The 21,535-nt window shown below is 69.9% G+C and carries 22 protein-coding genes, 2 tRNA genes and 1 other RNA gene; 9 read left to right on the top strand and 16 right to left on the bottom strand.

Features of this window, described 5'->3' with window-relative positions; all coding sequences use genetic code 11:
* Nucleotides 1–80 precede the first annotated feature (80 nt).
* The 4 genes from recR to ffs form a co-directional block, all read right to left on the bottom strand.
* Nucleotides 81–674, bottom strand: coding sequence for a recombination mediator RecR (recR, locus tag J2S41_RS32940; protein WP_310373852.1), 594 nt, complete (start codon nt 672–674; stop codon nt 81–83).
* Nucleotides 675–681: 7 nt separating this feature from the next.
* A complete protein-coding gene (locus J2S41_RS32935) occupies nt 682–987 on the bottom strand; it encodes a YbaB/EbfC family nucleoid-associated protein (protein ID WP_310376698.1) in 306 nt (101 codons plus the stop codon).
* Between the two features lie 526 nt (nt 988–1,513).
* Nucleotides 1,514–5,227: a DNA polymerase III subunit gamma and tau gene (locus J2S41_RS32930; protein WP_310373851.1), complete on the bottom strand. Its 3,714-nt coding sequence runs from the start codon at nt 5,225–5,227 to the stop codon at nt 1,514–1,516.
* A 128-nt stretch (nt 5,228–5,355) separates the two neighbouring features.
* Nucleotides 5,356–5,450, bottom strand: an RNA gene (gene ffs / locus J2S41_RS32925) — signal recognition particle sRNA small type.
* Between the two features lie 124 nt (nt 5,451–5,574).
* Between ffs and J2S41_RS32920 the strand changes: the two genes are divergently transcribed.
* Nucleotides 5,575–5,659 (top strand) — tRNA-Ser (locus J2S41_RS32920).
* Nucleotides 5,660–5,741: 82 nt separating this feature from the next.
* Here J2S41_RS32920 and J2S41_RS32915 read toward each other — a convergent pair.
* The 8 genes from J2S41_RS32915 to J2S41_RS32880 all read right to left on the bottom strand — a co-directional run bounded on the left by J2S41_RS32915 (nt 5,742) and on the right by J2S41_RS32880 (nt 13,377).
* Nucleotides 5,742–6,989, bottom strand: a complete 1,248-nt coding sequence (locus J2S41_RS32915; protein WP_310373849.1) for a tyrosine-type recombinase/integrase — start codon at nt 6,987–6,989, stop codon at nt 5,742–5,744.
* A gap of 10 nt (nt 6,990–6,999) precedes the next feature.
* The gene (locus J2S41_RS32910; protein WP_310373847.1) at nt 7,000–7,272 is read right to left on the bottom strand and encodes a helix-turn-helix domain-containing protein; all 273 of its coding nucleotides are present in this window, start codon (nt 7,270–7,272) and stop codon (nt 7,000–7,002) included.
* A 156-nt stretch (nt 7,273–7,428) separates the two neighbouring features.
* Nucleotides 7,429–9,372, bottom strand: coding sequence for a DUF3987 domain-containing protein (locus tag J2S41_RS32905; protein ID WP_310373846.1), 1,944 nt, complete (start codon nt 9,370–9,372; stop codon nt 7,429–7,431).
* A 32-nt stretch (nt 9,373–9,404) separates the two neighbouring features.
* Nucleotides 9,405–9,689 carry a hypothetical protein gene (locus J2S41_RS32900; RefSeq protein ID WP_310373844.1) on the bottom strand — a complete coding sequence of 95 codons (285 nt, stop codon included), beginning with the start codon at nt 9,687–9,689 and terminating at the stop codon, nt 9,405–9,407.
* Nucleotides 9,686–9,937: a hypothetical protein gene (locus J2S41_RS32895; RefSeq protein WP_310373842.1), complete on the bottom strand. Its 252-nt coding sequence runs from the start codon at nt 9,935–9,937 to the stop codon at nt 9,686–9,688. Before J2S41_RS32895 ends, J2S41_RS32900 begins: the two co-directional genes overlap by 4 nt.
* A gap of 140 nt (nt 9,938–10,077) precedes the next feature.
* The gene (locus tag J2S41_RS32890) at nt 10,078–12,189 is read right to left on the bottom strand and encodes a cell division protein FtsK (RefSeq protein ID WP_310373841.1); all 2,112 of its coding nucleotides are present in this window, start codon (nt 12,187–12,189) and stop codon (nt 10,078–10,080) included.
* 98 nt (nt 12,190–12,287) lie between these two features.
* Nucleotides 12,288–13,049, bottom strand: a complete 762-nt coding sequence (locus tag J2S41_RS32885; protein ID WP_310373839.1) for an ABC transporter permease — start codon at nt 13,047–13,049, stop codon at nt 12,288–12,290.
* A gap of 73 nt (nt 13,050–13,122) precedes the next feature.
* Entirely contained in the window at nt 13,123–13,377 is a 255-nt protein-coding gene (locus tag J2S41_RS32880) for a DUF6284 family protein (RefSeq protein ID WP_310373837.1), read from the bottom strand.
* 221 nt (nt 13,378–13,598) lie between these two features.
* Between J2S41_RS32880 and J2S41_RS32875 the strand changes: the two genes are divergently transcribed.
* A complete protein-coding gene (locus J2S41_RS32875; protein WP_310373835.1) occupies nt 13,599–14,450 on the top strand; it encodes a GntR family transcriptional regulator in 852 nt (283 codons plus the stop codon).
* Nucleotides 14,447–14,983 (top strand): P-loop nucleotide/nucleoside kinase family protein, encoded by a 537-nt coding sequence (locus J2S41_RS32870; protein ID WP_310373833.1) that lies wholly within the window; start codon nt 14,447–14,449, stop codon nt 14,981–14,983. Before J2S41_RS32875 ends, J2S41_RS32870 begins: the two co-directional genes overlap by 4 nt.
* Here J2S41_RS32870 and J2S41_RS32865 read toward each other — a convergent pair.
* Both J2S41_RS32865 and J2S41_RS32860 read right to left on the bottom strand, forming a co-directional pair.
* Nucleotides 14,980–15,246, bottom strand: a complete 267-nt coding sequence (locus J2S41_RS32865) for a hypothetical protein (protein ID WP_310373831.1) — start codon at nt 15,244–15,246, stop codon at nt 14,980–14,982. The two genes, J2S41_RS32870 and J2S41_RS32865, sit on opposite strands and share 4 nt — an antisense overlap.
* Before the next feature lie 3 nt (nt 15,247–15,249).
* The gene (locus J2S41_RS32860; RefSeq protein ID WP_310373830.1) at nt 15,250–15,456 is read right to left on the bottom strand and encodes a hypothetical protein; all 207 of its coding nucleotides are present in this window, start codon (nt 15,454–15,456) and stop codon (nt 15,250–15,252) included.
* A 422-nt stretch (nt 15,457–15,878) separates the two neighbouring features.
* On the opposite strand from J2S41_RS32860, the gene J2S41_RS32855 reads away from it, so the two are divergent.
* Together J2S41_RS32855 and J2S41_RS32850 are read left to right on the top strand one after the other, a co-directional pair.
* Nucleotides 15,879–16,715: a helix-turn-helix domain-containing protein gene (locus tag J2S41_RS32855; RefSeq protein ID WP_310373828.1), complete on the top strand. Its 837-nt coding sequence runs from the start codon at nt 15,879–15,881 to the stop codon at nt 16,713–16,715.
* Nucleotides 16,703–16,909: a DUF397 domain-containing protein gene (locus J2S41_RS32850; protein ID WP_310373827.1), complete on the top strand. Its 207-nt coding sequence runs from the start codon at nt 16,703–16,705 to the stop codon at nt 16,907–16,909. The genes J2S41_RS32855 and J2S41_RS32850 overlap by 13 nt, the downstream gene beginning before the upstream one ends.
* Here the strand turns inward: J2S41_RS32850 and J2S41_RS32845 are convergent.
* Both J2S41_RS32845 and J2S41_RS32840 read right to left on the bottom strand, forming a co-directional pair.
* Nucleotides 16,889–17,425, bottom strand: coding sequence for an ImmA/IrrE family metallo-endopeptidase (locus J2S41_RS32845; RefSeq protein ID WP_310373825.1), 537 nt, complete (start codon nt 17,423–17,425; stop codon nt 16,889–16,891). The two genes, J2S41_RS32850 and J2S41_RS32845, sit on opposite strands and share 21 nt — an antisense overlap.
* Complete coding sequence (locus J2S41_RS32840) at nt 17,412–17,786, bottom strand: helix-turn-helix domain-containing protein (RefSeq protein WP_310373824.1); 375 nt, start codon at nt 17,784–17,786, stop codon at nt 17,412–17,414. Before J2S41_RS32840 ends, J2S41_RS32845 begins: the two co-directional genes overlap by 14 nt.
* A gap of 226 nt (nt 17,787–18,012) precedes the next feature.
* On the opposite strand from J2S41_RS32840, the gene J2S41_RS32835 reads away from it, so the two are divergent.
* The 4 genes from J2S41_RS32835 (at nt 18,013) to J2S41_RS32820 (ending at nt 21,517) form a co-directional block, all read left to right on the top strand.
* Complete coding sequence (locus tag J2S41_RS32835; protein ID WP_310373822.1) at nt 18,013–18,237, top strand: DUF2188 domain-containing protein; 225 nt, start codon at nt 18,013–18,015, stop codon at nt 18,235–18,237.
* A gap of 664 nt (nt 18,238–18,901) precedes the next feature.
* A tRNA-Lys gene (locus J2S41_RS32830) sits at nt 18,902–18,973 on the top strand.
* A 484-nt stretch (nt 18,974–19,457) separates the two neighbouring features.
* Nucleotides 19,458–21,119: a PP2C family protein-serine/threonine phosphatase gene (locus J2S41_RS32825; protein WP_310373821.1), complete on the top strand. Its 1,662-nt coding sequence runs from the start codon at nt 19,458–19,460 to the stop codon at nt 21,117–21,119.
* Entirely contained in the window at nt 21,116–21,517 is a 402-nt protein-coding gene (locus J2S41_RS32820; RefSeq protein WP_310373820.1) for a response regulator, read from the top strand. Before J2S41_RS32825 ends, J2S41_RS32820 begins: the two co-directional genes overlap by 4 nt.
* Nucleotides 21,518–21,535 lie beyond the last annotated feature (18 nt).

The raw sequence follows: 21,535 nt of genomic DNA, 5'->3' as shown, positions 1-21,535 counted from the left end.
CACGGAAAAACGGGGCAAATCAACTTTGAACATAGGTAAAACATGTCTGTTGCGAGCGGATTTCGGGGAGTTTTCCGGGCTTACACCGCGCGACGGCCCTCGAACGCTCTGCCCAGCGTGATCTCGTCCGCGTACTCAAGGTCACCGCCGACCGGCAGGCCGCTCGCCAGCCGCGTCACCGCGATCCCCATCGGCTTCACCATCAGCGCCAGGTACGTCGCGGTCGCCTCGCCCTCCGTGTTCGGATCCGTGGCCAGGATCAACTCCTTGACATCCCCGTTCCCCAGCCGGATCAGCAGCTCGCGGATCTTCAGGTTGTCCGGCCCGATCCCCTCCAGCGGGTTGATCGCGCCGCCGAGCACGTGGTAGCGCCCGCGGAACTCCCCGGTCCGCTCGATCGCCACCACGTCCTTCGGCTCCTCGACCACGCACAGCACCTCGTTGCCCCGGCGCGGGTCACGGCAGATCCGGCACTGCTCCTCCTCGGCCACGTTGTAACAGACCGTGCAGAAGCGCACCTGCTCCTTGACCTTCCGCAGCGCCGCCGCCAGCCGCGCCACGTCCGCCGTGTCCGAGGACAGAATGTGGAACGCGATCCGCTGGGCGCCCTTCGGACCCACGCCGGGCAGGCGTCCCAGCTCGTCGATCAGATCCTGAATGGCACCCTCGTACATGACGCGCTCAGAACCCCATGCCGAGACCGCCGAGCCCGCCCGTGACCGGCCCCATCTTCTCCTCGGTCAGCGCACGCACCGCCTCCGACGCGTTGTGCAGCGCCGCCAGCACGGTGTCCTCCAGCGTCTCCGGGTCCTCCGGATCGATCACCTTCGGATCGATCTTCACGGCCCGCACCTCACCCGTGCCGGCCATGGTGACCGTCACCAGCCCGCCACCGGCCGTCCCGGTGACCTCGGCCTCCGCCAGCTCCGCCTGCGCGGCCTGCGCCGCCTGCTGCAACTTCGCCGCCTGCTTCATCAACTGCTGCATGTTGGGCTGTCCGCCAGGCCGCACCACGGCAGGCTCCTTCTCACTCCGCGGCTTCCGCCGCTCCACCGAACCGCCGCCCAGCGTAGCCGCACCCCCACCCCACCTTCTTCCCGCTTCCGGCGCGGTCCCGTCCCGCATGCTCCCGCGGGCCAACCTCGCGGCGCCCTCCGCCGCCGCTCCGGCCCCCGCATCGGAGCCGGTCCCAGCGGGGTCACCCAAGCCCTGGTGGTCCCCTCACGCCGCTCGCCGCCGGTCCGGCCGCTGCGCACCGGTTGGGGGCCGGTCATCGAGCCCCGCTGGTCCCTCCGCGCCGCTTGCTGCCGGTCCGGCCGCTGCGCACCGGTTGGGGGCCGGTCATCGAGCGCGGCTGGTCCCTCCGCGCCGCTCGCCTGGTCGGTCCGGGCGCTGCGCGCCCGAAATCTCGCGTTATAGCCGGGTGTCGTGTGTGGTGGCGGCGACGACTGATACGTAAAGCACGGAATGGCGGCCGTAGAAGGTGCTCTACGTATCAGTAACGGCCGAGAGGTCACATCTCAGTGATCTTCTCGGCTCCGAAGGCCTGCTTGAGAAGCAGGAACGCCTGCTCCTCGCTGCTCTGCCGCGCGGCCTGCTCGTCGATGACCTCGTCCAGCGGCTCGTCCCCCGGATCGAAGCCCTCGAACTCCGACGTCGGCGCCTCCACCGGCTGACTGCCCTGAGCGGCCGCTGCCGCCGCCGCAGCCGCGTTGGCGGCGGCCACCGCCGCTGCCGCCCGCCCCTGCGTAGGCCGCGGAGCCTCCGCCGCGGCCGCCGGCTTGGCCGCCGAGGCACGCCCTTGAGCCGCCGCCACCGCATTGGCCGCCGCCCGGCTGGCGGCCGCCTTGGCACTCGCGATCGCCGGATTCGACGCACCCGAACCAGCCGCCGCCCGCCCCGGCACGGGTGCGGGCGACGCGGGAACAGGCGACGCCGAGCCGGCCGCCACCGGCGCTGAAGCGCCCGGCACCGACGCCGCGGCGGGTGCGCCGGACGCAGACGCACCCGAGGCCGAGAACGCCGGACCACCGCCGGTAGACGCGAGGCCGCCACCCGGCGAGGACTGCCCACCAGCGGCCGAAGCCGGACGTGCCGACGTGCGCGGCGAGAAGCCCCCGCGACCGCCCGGCCCACTGTCCGGCGGCGCCGGGCCGTCGTACTCGGGGTCGTAGGGCGGCTCTTCGTCCGCCGGGAAATCGTCCCAGGCACTGGCGCCGCCGCCGGTGGCCACCGGAACGGCCGGCGGTCCGGCGACAGCGGACGCCGTCACCGGCGCGGCCGGCGCCGCCGCGTCCGGCCGGGCGGCCGCGGCACCGCGCTGACCACCGTTCGTCGACTGCCTACCCCGAGCACCCGCTGCCGCCGCACGTGCCGCCGCGAGCCCTCCGGAGGCCGCGCGCCGAGACGGCACAGTCTCCGCCGAAGCCGAAGCCGACCCGCCCGGCCGCTCCGGAACCGCGGCGGGCTCGCCCGCCGGCTCCGGCCAGCCACCGCCGGAGGCCGACCCGCCTCCCGCGGGCGCGGGCTCCGGCCAACCGCTGTCGTCCGCCGCGCTCGGCGCGCTTCCCGGACGCACCGGCTCGGGCCAGCCACCGCCGTCGTCCGAGCCGCCGCTACCGCCGGGCCGCGCCGGGCTCGGCGAGCCACTGTCGCCGGATCGTCCACCGGCGTCACCGGATCCGGCCGAGCCCGGCTGTGCCGGACCAGGCCACGAGGCGCTGCCGCCCTGCTCGCTCGGGTCATCGGCTGGCTGGGCCGGAGCCGGCCAGTCGTCGTGATCGCCTGCACTGCCCGCCCGCGTCGCGGCTTCGGGCCGGGCGGGGCTCGGCCGGCCGGCATCCCCGGCTTGATCGCCGGCGCTGTCCGCGCCACCGGGCCGTCGGGGACTCGGCCAGTCGGCCTGGTCGTCCGCGTCACCGGGCCGCGCCGGGCTCGGCGGGGCGGCGGCATCGGCGGCACCGGCCGTGTGCCCGGGTCGGGCGGGCGCCGGCCAGCCGTCATCGGTCGCCTGGCCGGTGCCGGAGGACGGCGTGCCCGGGGCAGGCCGCGGCGCCTCCGCGCCCGGCCGGGAGGCCGCGGGTGGAGATACATCGGTACGGGGGATGGCGGCAGGGGTGGGCCAGCCCGCGTCCTCGGCCGCCGTGGTGGACGCGGGGGACGGTCCCGGTGACGGCCCCGATCTCGCGTCTGACTCGGATAACGAGCGCGTCGGTGCGGACGGGGGTGTGGGATGGCCGGTCGACTGGCGTGGGGCGGGGGTACGGCCGCCGGCGGTGCGAGCGGTGTCGGGCTCGCCCTCGGGACCCGCGGGCACGCAGCGGATCTGCCAGCGGACGCCGAGCAGCTCGTAGAAGGCCTCGCGGAGCAGGTTCTCGCCCCCGGGCGTACCGGCGAAGATGTCGATGTGGCTGGGCAGCCGGAACGACAGGACCAACGTGTCGCCCTCGACGGTGCGGACCGTGGCGGCGCGGAGGGCGGCGCCCGCCCGCTTGTTGCGCGTGTTGACGTAGGTGTGCGCCTCCGGCCACCAGCGCCCGCGCAACTCGGCCACGTCGACGCCGCCGGACGGCTCGGTGGCGACCGCGGCCTGCGGCTCCTGGGAGGCGGGTGCCGGCACCGGCGCCGGGCCACCCTGCGGCTGCTCGGAACCCGACGCGCCACCCTGCGGCTCGGAACCCGCCGGGCCACCCTGCGGCTCGGAACCCGCCGGCCCGCCCTCGGCCTGACCGGCCTGCACCGGCCCCGGCGGGACGGCGGAACCGGCCGGCGGAGTAGAGGCGGCCGGCGGAACGGAACCGGCCGGCGGAGCGGAGGCGGCCGGAGTCGCGGGACGACGGCCCTGGGCGGGCGCGGCCGCCTGCGCGGCGGCCTGCCGAGCCGCGGCCTGCCCACCGCCGGACGAGCGAGCTGCGGCCTGACGCGCCGCCGCCCGCGGGTCCAGCGGCGGCTCCTGACCGGCCTCCGCCGGAGCGGCCAGAGGGGCCAGAGCGCCCGGAGCGGCCGGGGAGACGGCGGGTGCGGGCTGAGTCCGTACCCCCGCGGGGGTTTGCAGTGCTCCTCCGCCCGCGGCCAGGTGGCGCTCCATCCGCTCCAGGCGCTGCAGCAGCGCGCTGGTGGAGTCGTCCGCGCCGGGCAGCAGCATGCGGGCGGTGATCAGTTCGAGCAGGAGGCGCGGGCCGGTGGTGCCGCGCATCTCGACCAGGCCGTTGTGCACGATGTCGGCGGCGCGGGAGAGCGTGGCGGTGCCGAAGCGGCCGGCCTGCGCGGTCATCCGCTCGATCTCGTCGGCGGGGCCGTCGATCAGGCCCTTGGCGGCGGCGTCCGGCACCTGCTGCATGACGATCAGGTCACGGAGCCGTTCGAGCAGGTCGGTGGCGAAGCGGCGCGGGTCGTGGCCGGCCTCGGCGACGCGGTCGATGGCGGCGAACGCGGCGGCACCGTCCGCGGCGGCCAGCGAGTCGATCATGTCGTCGATCAGCGCGGAGTCGGTGACGCCGAGCAGCGCGACGGCGCGCGCGTAGGTGACGCCCTCCTCGCCGGCGCCGGCGATCAACTGGTCGAGCACGGAGAGCGTGTCCCGCGCGCTGCCGCCGCCGGCGCGGACGACCAGCGGGAACACCGCCGGCTCGACAGTGACGCCCTCGGCCTCGCAGAGCTGCTCCAGGTACGGCCGGAGCACGCTCGGCGGGATCAGCCGGAACGGGTAGTGATGGGTGCGGGACTTGATCGTGCCCAGCACCTTCTCCGGCTCGGTGGTCGCGAAGATGAACTTCACGTACTCCGGCGGCTCCTCGACCAGCTTGAGCAGCGCGTTGAAGCCCGCCGACGAGACCATGTGCGCCTCGTCGATCACGTAGATCTTGTAGCGGCTGTTGGCCGGCGCGAAGAACGCCTTCTCCCGCAGCTCGCGCGCGTCGTCGACACCACCGTGACTGGCCGCGTCGATCTCGATCACGTCGATCGAGCCGGCGCCGTCGTTCGCCAAGGAGCGGCAGGACGTGCACTGACCGCACGGCTCCGGCGTCGGCCCCTGCTCACAGTTGAGCGAGCGGGCCAGAATCCGCGCCGAACTCGTCTTACCGCAGCCGCGCGGCCCGGAGAACAGGTACGCATGGTTCAACCGGCCGCTGCGCAGCGCCTGGCTGAGCGGCTCGGTGACGTGCTCCTGCCCGATGACCTCGGCGAACGTCCGGGGCCGGTACTTGCGGTAGAGGGCCAACGCCACTGTCGTCTCCTCTCGACCGCGCCATTCTCCGCCGCCCCGACTCAGGCGACCACCACAGGGTCCCGCACGGGTGTGACACTCTTCCGACGACGCGGCTGCTCAGTCAACCCGGCGAGAGTGCCGGGGACACGAAGGCTCCCCGTGCACCTGCCAGAGCCCGCTTATCCTTGCTGCCTTCCGGCCCTGGGGAGGTTCACGGGGTAAACACCGCACGGGGAGCGACGCCAACTCTACCCGGCCCGGCGTCCCCACGTCGCATCGGGGGCGAGAGCCTGCTCACCCACGCCCCCGCCGGACCCGGGGAACCCCGGTGCAGCGCGCCCGGCGGGCACGGTATTGTCTGCGGCGGAGGATTCGCCTAGAGGCCTAGGGCGCACGCTTGGAAAGCGTGTTGGGTTAACACCCTCACGAGTTCGAATCTCGTATCCTCCGCTCATCTGAGCAGGAACAACGCCGGACCGGCCCCGATGGGACCGGTCCGGTTTCGTCTGTACGGACGAGCGTCGTCTCAGTTTCAGTCTCGGTTGCCCTCGTCGGGTGGTTCCGTCTCGTTCGGTTCGTCGCCCCAGAGCAGTCCGCCGAGCCGGTCGGCGATGTCCCGCCGGACCTGATCCGTGAGGTGCTGATAGCGGACCTGCATCGCCGCGTTCGACCAGCCCATGATCCCCATCACCGCGCGGCCGGAGACGCCGAGGACCAGAAGCGCCGTCGCGGCCGTGTGGCGGGCGTCATGCAGCCGGGCGTCGCGCACTCCGGCTTCTCGAAGGAGACGCTTCCAATCGTCGTAGTCGGTCGCCTGGTGAATGCGCCGGCCAGTCTCCGTCGAGAACACCCAGTCCTCGTCCTGCCAGAGCTGCGCGGCTTTCTCCCGCTCCGCCTCCTGGGCCTTTCGGTGCTCACGGAGCACCCTGATCAGCGCGTCAGGGAGGCCGATAGTGCGGCGGCCGGCGCGCGACTTGGTGTCTGCGGAGACCGGGCGAAGATTCACCCGGTCGGCGCACAAGCCGGGGACCCGCGCATCGCACTTAGGGTCGCATCCGTGGCCCCACTTCGGCCGGAGCAGGGCACGCCGGACTGTGAGGGTGCCCGCACTCAGATTCACGTCCGGCCACTTCATGCCGAGCGCTTCTCCCTGGCGAAGGCCGAGCGCGAGCGCGACAGCCCACCGAGCGCTGTTCCGCCGCTTTCCCGCGACCTTAAGAATGGTCTGCACCTCCTCGATGGAGAAGGGCTCCACCTCGCTATCCGGCAGACGTGGCGGCTTCGCCAGAGACGCCGGATTGCGCCCGAGATGGCCCCGGCGTACCGCCTCATTCAGCGCGGTCCGGATCGTGCGGTGGGACTGGTGGGCGGTAGCCGGCGCGCTGCCGTTAGCCAGCATTCGCGCGTACAGCTTCTCCAGGTGCTCCGGCTGCAACAGGTCGAGACGGTGCCCGCCGACTCCCGGAATCAGGTGCTTCCGGATAGCGACGCGGTAGCCGTCGAACGTGTTAACGCGGACCACCGGCGCGGCGATGTTGTCGAGCCAGTGCACGAGCCACTTCTCTACCGTCCAGCGCTGGCCGGTCTTGCGGACGGTGCCTGCCTCCCGCTCCCGCTCCAGCTTCCGAACCTTCTTCGTGACGTCAGCCTCGGTCTTGCCTTGGACGTGTCGGCGGTCGGGTTGCCCGTTGTCCTTGACGCCTACCGTCACCCGCCCGTGCCAGTAGCCGTCCTTGCCCTGGTAGATGCTTGAAGCGCCGTTCGGCTTACGTCGTCCCATACGTCGCTCCTCAGGCAGCCGTCGCGGTGGTGTCGTCGGAGAGCAGGGCGTTCACGTACTCGGTGAGGCAGCGGACGGGGATGCGACGGAGGCGGCCGATGGTCACGGATCGGATGTCACCGTTCATGACCAGCGCGTACATGGTGGTGCGGCCGATGCCGAGTCGCTGGGCGGCCTCTTCGATGGTCAGTACGACTCGGTCATCGGCGATGCGCTGCACGTGGTCCTCCCCGTGGTTGGTGCTGAGGGTCGTGGTGCGGGCGTTCAGGCTGGTGGTTCGCACGGTTGCTTGCCTTCCAGGGCTGAGGGGATGACGGACGGGAGATGGCCCAGCATCGGGGTGGTGCGCGGCCCGGAATGGCGGTGACAGAACTGCCAGAACTGACAGAACTCCTGCGGTCCGGGGGTTGTGTCAGTTGCGTCGGTTGTGTCAGGGCGGTCATGCGGTCCGCCGGATCGGGTGGACGGTCGCGGCGGGCTGGTGCACGTCCGGGTTGACGAGGAATGTCGGGGACGGTGGCCGGCCGCCGGTGCGCGGTCTGGCGGGTGGGTCGACCTGGCGGAGGTAGCCGTGGGCGTCCAGCACGCTGAGCGCCGGTTCCAGGTCCGCGACGGCGCGGATGGTGGTCGACTTGGTGGCGCGGAACAGGTCGCGCTTGGTGAACGTGGTCGCGCCGGTGCGTTCGATCCAGGCGAGGATGTGTCGGGCGTTGCGGGTGGCCTGGTCGGCTCCCATGTCGTCGAAGGCGGCCAGGGCGTGTGCGGCGTAGTAGTCGCCGAGCTGGGCCGCACGGTCGATCGTGGCCGCTTCGACCGGCCGTCCCCACCCGCCGCGCAGATGCTCGGCGAGATGGATCAGTCCGGCCATGCGGACGACAGCGCCGGTGTACTTGCTGCCCCAGTCCACGATGTGTCCCCACGCCCCGCCAGGCGCGAGACGCGGTTCTACGGCACGCTCGATGTCGAGCACGCGCGCGTTGGCCGCTTCGGCGAGCGGCAGCACCGCCGGATCGGTCCACTCCGCCAGCGCCACCACCAGCGCGCCTAGGTTCTCCCGGTATGCCTCCGCGACCTCGGCCGGGACCGGATCGGCTCCGATCTTGCGGAAGCCGACTGTGTTCTCCGGCAGCGCGAACAGGATCCGCGCGAGCAGGCCGAGCCCGCGGAATCCCGGCATCGACGCGATATCCCGCAACACGTCCGGCTGGACGGCCAGCCCCATGGTCAGCGCGGGCTTGGCGACGTGCTGTGCCTCGCGGGACAGCCGCCCGACGCGCATCATGTCTCCGGCGTGTCCCTTGAGGAACACCTCCAGGTTGGGAGTGCCGGAGTAGCGGCCGGCGATCGTGGCGAAGATGCCGCCCTCCGGCGACAGCACCGCCAGCCGGCCGCCCTGCTCCGCGAGCAACTGCGCCGCCGCCTCGCTGGTCACGTCATCGGCGACAAGCTGAGGCAGACGCGGCACCGTGACCGCCTCCGCCTGCATCGCGGCGGCCGTCGCCTCCGCCAGCAGCGTGTCCCGCGCCGCCGCGTCGGCGTTCGCCGCAGCGTGCGCCGCCTTGTCAGCGGCCTTCCCCGCCACCCGAGCCGCCAACTCCGCCTCGATGATCGCGGGCTTGGTCCGCTCGCCCAACGCGGACTCCGCCGCAAGCAACGGCCCGGTGATCGCCGCGAACACCGCCGACTTCCGCGACCCCGGCGGGAGCACCACGACGGTGAACAGGTTCGTGGGCTCCCGCCACGATCCGCGCACCTCCACCTCGGCCCGTCCACCGGCGGCCGTCGACAGGGCCGCGAGCGCGATGCTCCCGGCCAAATCCACCGGGGTCTGCGTGAACTCCGCGACGGCGTTGACCATGTCCGCCACCCACCCCGGCAGCACATGCGCCGGAAAGACCGGCAGATGACGGCCGGTGCCCAGCGGGATGGGTGGCGACCACCCGGCCCCAGCGCTGGTGTCCTCCAGCAGCGCCCGGCCGGTGGCGAGCAGGTCGGCCGTGTCGCTGCCGGAGTCGGCGAGCTGGGTGAGGCGCAAGCCCAGCTCGGAGACCTCACGCCGCCGCGCGTGCCCGGCCACGATCTCCGCGTAGTAGCCGGCGCTGCCGACGCTGGGCACCTCGGAGATCAGCGTGTGCAGGTACGGCGCGCCACCCACCCGCGCCAGATCCCCGGTCTCGGCCAGGTGCGCCGCGAGGGTGATCGGGTCGGCCGGGGTGCCGGCCGCGTCCAGGCGGCAGATGGCGTCCCACAGCGCGCCGTGGGCGGGCCGGTAGAAGTCGCCGGGGCTGAGCTTGGCCGCAAGCTCAGCGACCGACGACGGCGCGATCAGCGCCGCGCCGATGACGGCGCGTTCCGCGCTCAGGTCGTGTGCGGGTCGGGTCATGATGCGGCCTCCTTCCGAAGTTGAGCGATGGATCAGCGATGCGGTGCGGGTCGCGCCGCCAGCGCCACCCGGCCGAGCAGGACACGCAGACCGGTGAGCATGGTCAGCAGTTGGCGGCGCGCCGCCACGTCGCGGGGAGCGAGCGCGACCCAGAGCCGCACCTCGGCGTACTCCCGCCCGGCGTCGGTGCGGGTACGGCAGACGACGGCCCGGCCCTGCCGGGGCAGGTTGATCACGATGTCGTCGGAGCGGTGCTCTCCGAGCCCGCACCGGTGATCACCGGCGCACCACGCGGTGTGCGGCGTCCGCGCGCTCATCGGGTGCCGTCCCGGTGCACGCGCCGGTACTCGTTCCACACGTGCCGGCCGATCCGGATGCGGCGGCCGGTGCCGTCGCAGCGTCGGCACAGCCGGAACACGCGGCCGAACGGGCTTTTGATCCGCCCGGTGCCGTGGCAGGTCGAGCAGGCTTTCCACGGCCAGATCGCGCAGCTAACGGCGTAGCAGAGCGTGACGGGCGGTAGGACGAAGCAGAGGAAGCTAGCGATCAGGGAAGGGGTGTCCACGAACGCCTCCAGGGCCGTTTTCCGGGCGTGGGGAACCAGGGCCGCTAGCGTGCTAGCGTCCTGGCAGGCATCGTTTGGGGTGCTAGTGGAGGTGCTAGCGCTAGCAGGCTGGGGTGCTAGCGCCAGCGCCCTCCGGCGGGCTAGGCCGCGGCCTTCGAGCGGTTACGCTCGGCAACTTTCGCGGCGACGTGCGCGCGGGTGATGCCGCGCCGGTTGACGGTCTTGCCACCGACGCGCCGGCCGATCTGGTCGACCTCGATCCCGTACGGCTTCAGAGCGGCCGTCAACTGCTCCGGCGCCCACCCGTCGTAGGCATCCGGCCGCAGCTCGGCCAACCGGGCGACCACGGTCTCGTTCCACACCCGCAGCTCCGCGACCGGCACCACGGACAGGATGTCGTCGAGCAGGTGATAGCCGGCCGTCCGCTCGACCTCCGGCGTCTCGCCGAGCGCATGCCCGGTCAGCCGCCCCGCACGCTCGCGCAGCGCCCGTGCCTTCTCGGCCAGGACGTTGGCGGCCGGACCGTCGATGAACACCGTCGACACGATCCGCGCGTCCGCGCCCTCACCGACGAAGTACCCGATGCCTTTGTCCGTCCAGGCGAACATCGTCGCCCGGACGCCGTTGCGGTACTTGCTCGTCCCGAGCACCATGTCGTTCTCCATCTGGCCCATGACCTTCAGGCAGAACCGGGTGGACGCGTTGGCGGAGATCCCGGTCGGCAGGCTCTTGGCGTCCGGGCGCTGCGTCGCCAGGATCAGCACGATCCCGGTGGCCGGTCCGCGCTTCACCAGGTCGGTGCAGATCTCCTCCAGCTCCGCGCCGTACTCCGGGTGCTCGAACCAGACCTGACACTCGTCGACCCCGACCACGATCGGATGCAGGCCCAGCGAGCGCCGCGTGGCCAGCTCGGGCGTGACCTTGTTCTCCGGGCACAGATCCGGCGGCAGATCCCGGATCACCCGCGCCCGGCGGCGCAGCTCCGCCCGCAGCTTCCGCATCGCGGCCACGGCGTAGAGGATGTCCTCGTCGTCCTCCCCCGCGCGGTACCGGTGCGCGACCTTGCCCAGCGCGGACAGGTCACCGGTGCCCTTCAGGTCGTACGCGTGGATCTCCGCCCGAGGGTCAAGCGCCGCGATGAGCAGCGCCTCCCGGAGCGCGAACGTCTTGCCCATGCGCGGGATCGACCCGATCACCATCGCGATGAACATCAGCGTCAGGTTCACCCAGCGTCCGCGCTGGTCCGTGCCGTACGGCTGAGGCTTGAACAGGTCGACCGGCCCACCCTTGAGCAGCGGCCACACCGGCTTACGCGCCTTCGACATGTCCTGGTCGCCGACCCACAGCACCAGCCGTCCGGGATGGACCTCGGCGTTGCCCTCCGGCCACACGCAGCCCAGCGGCCGGGTGAGCGCGCCGGCCAGCTTCTCCCGCCGCTCGATCACCTCGGTAGCGGTCACGCCGGGCGGCAGATCGACGTCGGCGCGCCATCCGGGTCCGTCGCGGGTGATCGGCGCCGGGAACCCGATCGCCTTGTCCCCGAGCTTGGACACCGCCTGGTTGATCCCCGCGAGCCCGAGCACCGACAGCGCGAGCGTGACCTGATTCGAGGTCAGCTCCTGGACGTGCGTCGGGACCACGGCCCGCGACACCAGCGGCCGGTCCGGTCGCGCCCCGCCGAGCCCGAACGCGGCCACCAGCCCCGCGAGCGTCGCCCAGTGCGCCCAGCTCGGCGCCAGCACCGCGAGCACGAACGCGCCGCTGATGCTGAGCACCGCCACCGAGGCCGCGATCAGTGTCCGGAGACGGACGCGGCCGTCACGCTGTCGGGAGAGCCGGAGGTACTGCTCCGCGTCCTCCCGCCGGACGGCCGCGAGCCGCACGGGCAGGCCCTCCAGGTCGAGCACCCAGCGCGTACCGCCGGAAAGGAACCGCCAGACGCCGCGCGGCGACCGCAGCGCGAGCTTCGCGCCGTACACCGGCATCCGGACCGCGTGATAGGCGGAGACGTGCAGGTAGTGAGCCACGATCCAGCGGCACGTGTGCCGGAAGTCCGAGCCGGACAGCATCCACGCGGGCAGGATCGGCTTGTGCTGCGCTGCCTGCCGCGCCAGTTCCCGCAACCACTCATCATCGGTACGGACGTGCGGCTGGTCGACCATGACCACCTCACCCACCAGCACCTCACCATCGTTCGCGGGGGTGAGGGTGTCCGCGCGGCCGGTGTGTTCCGGGTTGGTCTCTGCGAGCATGAGGGTCTTCCTCCTGAAGCCTCACGAGGTGAATGGAGCGGAAGGGCCGGCGGCGCGGCGCAGGTTTCCAGGCCATCGGGCCGCGCCGCCGGGCAGAGCTAGGAACGTGCGTCGTGATTGAGGTGCGCCAGCGCCGCGCCCATCCCGAGCACGGCCACCGGCAGGCACGCGACCACCGTCGTGATCTGCCACGGCGCGTGCGTGACGCCCGCGGCCTCCATGTGGTGATAGGCGACCTGCCCGAGCGCGCCGAGCGCCAGCGACCCGATCGCGGACCACTTGGCGAAGACGCGCGCCCGCAGGGTGCCGAGCCGGGACAGCCAGACCCGCAGCGCGTACGCCGCATAGGTCTCGACCCCGATCGGGAGCGTGATCGCGGTGTTCAGGCTGAACCCGTCCGCGATCCCCGGAAGCGGGTGCACCACCCCGAACCCGGTCATCTCCCCGAGCCCGACCCACCCCGACCACACGGACGCGAACGCCGGCAGCGCCAGGATCAGCACCGGCCACGACGGCACCGACCGGGGCTTGCCGGGCTCAGCCGCCGGAACCGGGTCTGCGACCGTCTCACGCTGGGTCGTCGGCTCCACCGCCACCGGCGCCGTCTCCGGTGCCGGGACCGGCTTCCGCTCCGGCTCGATCGCCGCCGGAACCGGGTCCGGCGCGGCATCCTCCGGCGCTGGATCGGTCGGCGCGATGCCCCGCTCCAGCGCCGCGCGGATCGCCTTGGCCTTCGGTCGGCCGACCTTCAGCTCAGTCTTGATCCGGTTTTCGGACGGCAGGGCGCCGAGCGACGCCTCCAGCTCCTGGGCGCGGGGGAGCAGGTCTGTCACCTGGGGCGGGTACGCGGAGACGGTCATCGCAGGACTCCTTCGGGCTCGGTGCTCTCGGGCTGGGCGTAGCTCTGGTGAGGCCGCGCGTGGACGGGTTTCGTCATGCCACCCACCCCAGTTCGGAGCTGTCCGGGTACCGCCGGTGCAGCGCCAGCGCCTCCCGAGCGACGCGCTTCTCCGCGAGCCGGAGCCGGTGCCAGTCCAGCTCCGTCGGACCGCCGTCCGAGCAGAAGACGCGGATTTGCGCGTCCAGCAACGCGACCTCCGCGCTGATCAGCGGCTGTTCCGCCTGGATCGCCGCGAGTTCGGCCGGTGCAGGACCGTCGATGTCGTTGAGCCAGTCGTTCGGTGCCAAGACGCACTCCTCTTGTGGCTTCCGTGACCACCGGTGAGCCCCGGTGATCTCTCCGCCACGAAGCTAACAGTTGATATGACCACAGGTCAACTGTTAGATCCGAGGTTGGTCCGGGATGCGTCCTGAGCTGCTCAAACGGCGGCTAACAGACGGCTTAGGCGTCCAAACATCTGGTATTTTCGGATACCAGTTGGCCGATGCCGCACGATGAGGGAGACACCATGTCCACGCCCCGCCCGCCACTGTCACGGGGTGAGTCACTGCATCAGCAGGTCGCCCGCAACATCCGCAACGACATCGAGGCCGGCGTTCTGCGCGACGGAGACGTCCTCCCGTCCACCCGCGAACTGGCCGAACGCTGGGACGTCAGCGTCTTCACCATCTCCGAGGCCATGCGCCTTCTCGCCGAGGAAGGCCTGGTGATCAGCAAGTCCCGCTCCAAGCGGTACGTCCACGCCCCCGGCCAGGACCGCAAGGCCGACATCCGCCCACGGCAACCGAAGGTGCTGATGGTCGGCGGTTACGCAGGCAGCGGCAAGACCGAGCTGGGCCGCATCCTCGCCCGCGAAACCGGCTGGTCCATGCTCGACAAGGACACGATCACCCGCCCGGTCGTCGAGGCCGCGTTGGAGACCATCGGCCACTCACCCCACGACCGCGAGTCGCCCGAGTACTTCAACCTGATCCGCCCCCGCGAATACGAGGCCCTGATCGCCGCCGCCACCGAGAACGTCGCGTGCGGCAACAGCGTCATCCTGACCGCCCCGTTCATCCGCGAACTCAGCGACGCAGCCTGGATCGAGCGCACCCAGGCCACCTTCACCGAGCTGAACGCCGTCACGCACTACGTCTGGGTCTACTGCGACGAAGCCACCATGCACACCTACGTCCGCCACCGGGGCGCCGCCCGCGACGCGGCCAAACTCGCCGACTGGTCCGGCTACCTTTCGCAGATCAACACCAGCTTCCGCCCCCCGGTCCCACACCGGGTCATCGACAACTCGGCGTCCAGCCGCTCCCTGCAAGCCCAGGCCAAAGACCTGATCAAAACCATCACCGGCGGTACGCAATGAGCCGCGGCATCATCCTCTACGGCCCACCCGCCAGCGGCAAGGACACGATCACCCACGCCCTGGCCGAGCTGGACCCCACCATCTCCCTCTTCCGCCGCCTCAAGGCCGGCCCCGGCCGCACCGGCACCTACCGCATGACCACCGAGCCCGACATCGACCGCCTCCGCGCCACCGGCGACATCATCTGGGAGAACCGCCGCTACGACGCCGTGTACGTCATCGACCGCCCCGGCCTGACCGACGCCCTCACCACCGGCATCCCCGTCGTCCACCTCGGCCAACTCCCCGCGATCGACGCCCTCACCAAGGCCACCCCCGACACCCACTGGACCGTCGCCTACCTTTGGTGCCCCCGCGACGTAGCCGAGTCCCGCATCATCGCCCGCAACACCGGCGACACCACCGCCCGCCTCCGCGCGTGGGAAGAGACCGAGCCAGTTCCCGAGCCCGATCTCTTCCTCAACACGGCCGAGACCCCTCCGGCTGACGCTGCCCGGACGATCCTCGACGTGATGAGCCGCAGCCCCGACTAAACCTCAGCCCTGTCGCGCTTGAGCGAATCTCTATGCACGACGAAGAGGCTCACCGGACCCGCTTCCGTTCCGCCGTCCATCTCCACACCGCGAATTCGGATCCACTGCACATCCGGCACAGACCAGAGCAGATGCGAGACCTGGGTGATCCGAATTTCGAGGTCTCGCATTCCATCTTTCACATTGAATCTGTCGAGGTGGACGATGTCTCCGACGGCGTGGAAGTCGTCGCCACCAGCCCGGCGTTCATGTCCGGCGGCCATGACCTATGCGGCCGTATCGAAGAAGTGCCTGACCGGCACGGCTTCGTCCATCACCGCACGCACCATGAGCGAGAGCGTTAGCCGGCTCATCCGCGCCAGGTTCCTGCGGCTGATGATCACCTCGTGGTGCGGCTCGTCCGAGTCGCGCGAGTACACGTCGATTTCCAGCCCCAGGTCACCCGGCTCGAACACCGACTCGGTCACTCTCATGACGAGCAGGGTCCCGACCAGGTCATTACACAGCTCCAACGACTCCGGAGCCGACCGATGCCGTCGAGCCGCAGTCGGCGAGTTCGCCAGGCACTCCTCAGGGCTGCACCACGACGGGTGCTCGTCTACCGGCGGAACCTCATTGTTAGTGGGTATGGCTCCCTCGCCAATCTCCACAGACTCCTTCTCATCCGCTGCGACTTCGTCTGCCGTCGTTGTCGACACGAAGCTCTCCCATCTCTCTGTCGGCAATAGAACGCGTGCCTGCGCGCCACCTGGCAACACCCGCTCTTTCTTTGCAGAGACTATTTCCGAGAGGTGGATGAGAGGGAAGGGAAACGATATCCAGGCCGGGAATGGTCTGAGTCGCGCAGCTTTTGGTGGAGTTCCACCACTGACCGGTGGAGAGGCGGTGGACCTCAATGCCTGGTGATCAGAGAACGCCCGTACACCCGGTACTGCGATCGCTCGGAAGAGAACTCAAGCTCGCACGTGAACGGCGGGGTTTCAGCCAACAGGATCTCGCCAAGGAGATCCACTTTTCCGACAGCCTCATCTCGGCCGTCGAGACCGGCAGACGTCCCGCAAGTAGCGACCTCATTTACCGTGCCGACGACGCACTCAACACCGACGGTCTCCTGAGACGCCTTCTTGAGGCCGCTCAAGAGGCGGCCAACCAAGAGATGATGCCCGAGTGGTTCCGCCCTTGGAGGGAGATCGAGCAGGCCGCGACAGCCCTCCGGTTCTACCAGCAGTTCGTGGTCAGCGGCTTACTCCAAACCCCGGACTACGCCCGAGCCGTGCTCCGGGCCGGCATGACCACCGCCGACGAGGCGGCCCTCCAGCGTGCAACCGACGCCAGAATTCAGCGTCAACACATTCTCACCAGGGAAACCCCACCACAACTGATCATGATTCTCGAAGAGTCCGCCCTACACCGCCCTGTGGGCTCACCCGAGGTCATGCGCGACCAACTAGCCCATCTGATCGACATAGCCACAGCCGGCCGTGTCGAACTCCACATCCTGCCCACAGACATCGGCGCTCACCGCGGCATGTCCGGCACCTTCGTCCTGGCGACCCTCCCCGACGCCCCAGAGATCGCCTACCTCGACTCCCAGCTACGCGGCCTTGTGATCGAATCCCCCGCAGACGTTGAAGCCGTCCGCCGCACCTGGGAAGGTCTCCTAGGAGAATCCCTTCCCCAGCGCCTATCACTCAACTTGATCAAGGAAGCGGCTCAGGCATGGACCATCTGACCTGGAAAAAATCCAGCCGCAGCGGCCCAAACGGCGGTGAATGCGTCGAGATTGCGACCGATAAAGTGTGCGTTTATGTGCGTGATAGTAAGCAGCCTGGAGGTCCGATGCTGACCTTATCGAGTCGTTCGTGGTTGCGATTCGTGCACGATCTCTGTAGCGATCGGGGCAGCCTAAATGCTGCCGGTGATTAGATTTAGGTTAACCAATCTGTAGCCCATTGCTTGTGGGCTTACGTTGAATGTTCTGGCCATGGCTCGAATGACCGACTCTCTGTCGGTCGGGCCGCTCTCGTCGATGTGCTTTTCGAGTTCCCGCCTTACCAGATTCCTCGGCATTAGGATGGCGGCAGCAAAAGCGTTTGCCTCAACTTCTTCCTGATCGGTACCCATGCTCGATACGTCATTTCTTTTACTTATGACAAGAATCGAGTGATCGACGATCAAAGGCTTGTGATGTAGATATAGATGTCCGAATTCGTGGGCGATAGTAAAGCGTTGGCGAAGTGGCGTTGTTGCGGTGTTGACGCCAATAATCTTGGTATCACCCTGGCTTAGAGCAAAGCCTGACTCGTTGCCAGAAAAATCATGTTTCGCAATGGCGATGCCCTCGGCCTTGCATAGCTGCTCGATGTCGATAGGCGGCTCAGCAATTCCTCGCTCATGAAGGAAGCTGTCGACAGTCAACTCGATCGTATTACGCGATGTCATTCCTGCTCCCTTCGTTGGTCGGTTCAAGCTGCGCTATCAACTTTTGGACGAACTCTCGGGTCGTTATCGGAGCCGAGGTTAAATGTTGTTCGATCGCCTGCGCGAGTTGTGTCTTAGTGTTGGTTGAATGCGGCGCGAGAAGCGAACCCGACGCTACACCCAGGGCATTTTCAATCGCGGCAAATGTGTGCAATGGCAGCCTTTGACGGCCCGCCTCAAGGTTGGTGATCGAGGTTCGCGTTAATCCAACCTTGATTCCCAGTTGGCTTTGTGTCATCCCAATTGACATTCGGGCAGAACGGATACGCCGTCCGACCTCTACGTAGAAGTCATCGACATCATCAAGGGGGTCGCCTGCCATCGCTACTCCTCGCCGCTTATCAAGTTACCATAGCCGGTTTGCAGGGGAAACCTGGCAACCGTCGTATTGGGGTTGGCTGGGTTGACGTCGAGGGAGTCCGTAGCTAAGGTTGCCATGGCTGTCCTCGATCAACTCAAAGTCGAGTCAGCAGCACAAACCCGGTTGCATGACCGGGAGGTCGGCGATGGCTCGTCGTGCGCGAGCTGTCTTTACGAAAGGAGTGGCCTTGGCCACGCGCAAGAGATTCTTCGTTGTGCCCAGCGGCCCGATGTGGCAGGTCAAGTACAACGCCGAGGTGCTGTCGACCCACAGCACCAAGGAGCAGGCAGTTGCGGCCGGGCAGGGGATCGCGAAGGCGAACCAGCCGAGCCAGCTCATCGTCCTGCGGAAAGACGGGACGATTGAGTACGAGTACACATACGGCGCCGATCCGTACCCGCCGGTCGGCTAGGAGTGCTCGTCCTGGAACATGATCTTGCGGATGGCGCGCGTCCGTCGCCCTCCACAACCATCGGCGGAGGTCCGACGCTCCCGGCGCTGCAACGCCGAGAGCGTCATCGGCCTCTCGTCTAACGGCGAGAAAGGAAAATCAACTCCAATGGCCAAGGCAAAGGGCAAGGTTACCAGCAAGGCTGTCGCACGCAAGGCTTCTGCGGCTCTTCGCGACGGGCGTTCGTCGTCCCGCACCAAGAGCATCGCTGCTAGTGCGCTGGCGCAGACACCGAGCAAGCCCAAGAAGTGAGCTGGGGTGAGGGGTGAGGCGGGTCTCATCCCTCACTTCCGGGTGGCGGGTCCGTGCCGCGCGAAGACCGGTGTAACCGTCAGTCTCAAACATCGTCTCGTTCGTCGTGGTTCGGCCCCGCTTGTCGCAGTCCACTCGGTTGCTCCGTTGCAGCCCACGCGCGCCGCCGGGGGTTCCTGGACGCCGCACGGCAGACTTGGAAAGCGTGTTGGGTTCACACCCTCACGAGTTCGAATCTCGTATCCTCCGCTCATCGAGCCGGACCGGTCCCACGGGGCCGGTCCGTCGTCGTTCGCGGCGCCGGACGGCGTGCCGGCGGGCGGCCGATATGGTTTAGGCGTCCGCTGTGCCGCGCAGGTACCCTGACAGCCGCGGGCCGCTAGCTCAATGGCAGAGCTGTGGACTTTTAATCCATAGGTTCGGGGTTCGAGTCCCCGGCGGCCTACGAGCGTGGGCGCTCCCTGTCCGCGGACAGCGCGGACGGGGGCGCTCTCCGGATTCCACTCCGGGGGCCGAGCCCCCGGACGCCCCACGATCCGGTGGGCGCGTGTCGTGGTCGTCTGCGGTTCTGGTGGGCGCGTCTCCTGGTCGCCTGCGGTTTCTGGTGAGCGCGTGTCGTGGGTGCCTGCGGTTTCTGGTGGGCGCGTGTTGCGGTTGCCTGCGGTTTCTGGTGGGCGCGTCTCGCGGTTGCCTGCGGTTGTGGTGGGCGCGTGTCGTGGTTGCCTGCGGTTCTGGTGGGCGCGTGTCGTGGGTCGCCTGCGGTTTCTGGTGGGTGGGTGTCGTGGGTGCCTGCGAGTCTGGTGGGCGCGTGTCGTGGTCGTCTGCGGTGACTGCGGTTCCCTGGGTTTGCGGGGCGTGAGGAGCGGTCACATATTGTACCGGGTCGGTGGCCAGGGTGTTACTCAGCGTGACGGCCGGAGGTGGTGGGCGTGGGGGACGGCGACCGGGTCTGGGCTGGTGCGCTGCATCGGCTGTGGCGGGCCGCCAGCGCCATCACCGACCGTGAGGAGTTGGCGGAGCTGGTGCTGCCGCCGCTCCAGGCGTTGCCGGGGGTGGTCGCGGTGTGGGGGCTGCGGCACCGGGTGAGCGACGGCGAGGTCGCCGAGTACCGGTGGACCGGCGTGCCGCTGGAGAGCGACGAGGACCGGGCGCTGGCCCGGCGGCTGGGCGTGTGGGGTCACGGCGAGACGGTGGCCGTACGGGACGAGGCGCTGCGCCGGGTCGGGGCCGCGCAGATCATCGTGGCCGGGTTCGAGATCGTCGGCGAGGCCGGCGGCACGATCGAGCTGCTGGTCGACGACGACGCGGACGTGAGCCGGCTCGCCGGGTGCCTGTGGCAGGTGATCGACGTCACGCGGGAGGCGATCGCCCGGCTGAAGCGGCGCCGGGCCGACGACGAGCAGTCGGTGCGTGACGCGCTGCTGGCCGAGGCGTCGCTGCAGATGGACGCGGTGCTGGACACGACGCAGACCATGCAGCGGGTGGCGCGGATGACGGTCCCGGCGATCGCCGAGGGCTGCCTGGTCTTCGCCTGCGACGTGACCGGGCTGGAGCTGCGCAGTGCGGTGCACGTGGACATGCGGCGGATGGCGGAGTTGCTGGCCGACGACGACGCGCGGTCCGGGCTGCGCGCGCTGGCGGAACGCGCGGTGGCCGGGCACGGCGAGCGGTTCGAGCCGGTCGACGCCGCGAAGGTGGGCGCGCGGACGCTGCGCGCGCAGGTGCTGCGGGCCCGCGGCCGGGTGCTCGGCGTGCTGCTGTTCTTCTTCGACCGCCCGGACGGGCTGCTGCCGCACCCGGGCTTCCTCGGCGATCTGGCGCATCGCGCGGCGCTGGCGATGGACAACAGCGGCCTGTACGAGCAGCGCCGGCGCGAGATGGTCACGCTCCAGGAGCACCTGCTGCCGCGGCGGCTGCCGGCCGTACCCGGGATGGGTGTGGCCGCGGCCTACGCGGTCGGCGATCGGGCGCTGGACGTCGGCGGCGACTTCTACGATCTCGTGGTCCGGTCGAACGGCGTGGTGGCGGCGCTGATCGGCGACGTCTGCGGCCGGGGTGCCGCGGCCGCCGCGCTGACCGGGATGGCCCGGCACACGCTCGGCACGCTGCTCCAGGAGGGCGTGTCGCCGGCCCGCGCGCTGAGCCGGCTCAACACCGGCCTGCGCCGGGACGGCTCGTGGCGGTTCGTCACCGCGGGCGTGGCGCTGCTGCGCGAGACGAGGGCGGGCATCAGCGTGCAGTGGACGTCCGCGGGACACCCGGCGCCGCTGGTGCTGCGCCGCGACGGCCGGGTGACGGCCGGTCGCGGCGGCGGCCTGGCGCTCGGGATCACGGACGACAGCCGGCTCGGCCGCTCCCGGCTGGTGCTGACGCCCGGTGACACGCTGCTGATGTTCACCGACGGGCTGACCGAGAGCCGTGACCGGGACGGCCGGATGTTCGAGGACGTGGCGCTGCGCGAGACCGCGCGCCACCTGCGGGACCTGCCGGTCGACGCGCTGGTGCGCGAGCTGAGCCAGGCCGCCAAGGATTTCGGCACGACGGGGGCCGACGACATCGCCGTCCTGGCGATCAGAGCGGAGCAGCGGTGAACGAAGACCTGATCATGGTGGTGGAGGACTCCGACGAGGACGTGGAGGCGATCGACCGGGCCATCGGCCGCACGCACCCCGGCATCCGCCTGGAGTTCGTCCGTTCCGCCGCCGAGGTGCTGCCGCGCCTGACCGCCGACGGCGCCACCCGTCCCGGCATGGTCCTGCTCGACCTGAACATGCCGGGCGAGAGCGGCCTCGACGTGCTCCGCCGCGTTCGCGCCCACCCGGACCTGACCGGCCTCACCATGGTGGTCTTCACCTCCTCCGAGGACCCGGCCGAGGCGGACGCCTGCTACGCCGCCGGCGCCGACAGCTACATCTACAAGCCGATCAACTTCGCGCTGTTCCAGACCGTTCTCCGGCAGACCCTGGACTACTGGAGATCAAGAACCTAGGGCCGATCTTCCCGCTTC

This window comes from Catenuloplanes atrovinosus (assembly GCF_031458235.1).
GTDB classification, from domain to species: domain Bacteria; phylum Actinomycetota; class Actinomycetes; order Mycobacteriales; family Micromonosporaceae; genus Catenuloplanes; species Catenuloplanes atrovinosus.
Note: the sequence above shows the minus strand (reverse complement) of the source record. Positions and strands in the feature narration are given on the sequence as shown.

Bases quoted from the DNA above. Each gene is read 5' to 3' on its own strand.
- recR (WP_310373852.1), bottom strand. From the start codon at position 674: ATGTACGAGGGTGCCATTCAGGATCTGATCGACGAGCTGGGACGCCTG.
- J2S41_RS32935 (WP_310376698.1), bottom strand. From the start codon at position 987: ATGCAGCAGTTGATGAAGCAGGCGGCGAAGTTGCAGCAGGCGGCGCAG.
- J2S41_RS32915 (WP_310373849.1), bottom strand. From the start codon at position 6,989: ATGGGACGACGTAAGCCGAACGGCGCTTCAAGCATCTACCAGGGCAAG.
- J2S41_RS32905 (WP_310373846.1), bottom strand. From the start codon at position 9,372: ATGACCCGACCCGCACACGACCTGAGCGCGGAACGCGCCGTCATCGGC.
- J2S41_RS32900 (WP_310373844.1), bottom strand. From the start codon at position 9,689: ATGAGCGCGCGGACGCCGCACACCGCGTGGTGCGCCGGTGATCACCGG.
- J2S41_RS32890 (WP_310373841.1), bottom strand. From the start codon at position 12,189: ATGCTCGCAGAGACCAACCCGGAACACACCGGCCGCGCGGACACCCTC.
- J2S41_RS32885 (WP_310373839.1), bottom strand. From the start codon at position 13,049: ATGACCGTCTCCGCGTACCCGCCCCAGGTGACAGACCTGCTCCCCCGC.
- J2S41_RS32875 (WP_310373835.1), top strand. From the start codon at position 13,599: ATGTCCACGCCCCGCCCGCCACTGTCACGGGGTGAGTCACTGCATCAG.
- J2S41_RS32870 (WP_310373833.1), top strand. From the start codon at position 14,447: ATGAGCCGCGGCATCATCCTCTACGGCCCACCCGCCAGCGGCAAGGAC.
- J2S41_RS32865 (WP_310373831.1), bottom strand. From the start codon at position 15,246: ATGGCCGCCGGACATGAACGCCGGGCTGGTGGCGACGACTTCCACGCC.
- J2S41_RS32860 (WP_310373830.1), bottom strand. From the start codon at position 15,456: ATGAGAGTGACCGAGTCGGTGTTCGAGCCGGGTGACCTGGGGCTGGAA.
- J2S41_RS32855 (WP_310373828.1), top strand. From the start codon at position 15,879: ATGCCTGGTGATCAGAGAACGCCCGTACACCCGGTACTGCGATCGCTC.
- J2S41_RS32850 (WP_310373827.1), top strand. From the start codon at position 16,703: ATGGACCATCTGACCTGGAAAAAATCCAGCCGCAGCGGCCCAAACGGC.
- J2S41_RS32845 (WP_310373825.1), bottom strand. From the start codon at position 17,425: ATGACATCGCGTAATACGATCGAGTTGACTGTCGACAGCTTCCTTCAT.
- J2S41_RS32840 (WP_310373824.1), bottom strand. From the start codon at position 17,786: ATGGCAGGCGACCCCCTTGATGATGTCGATGACTTCTACGTAGAGGTC.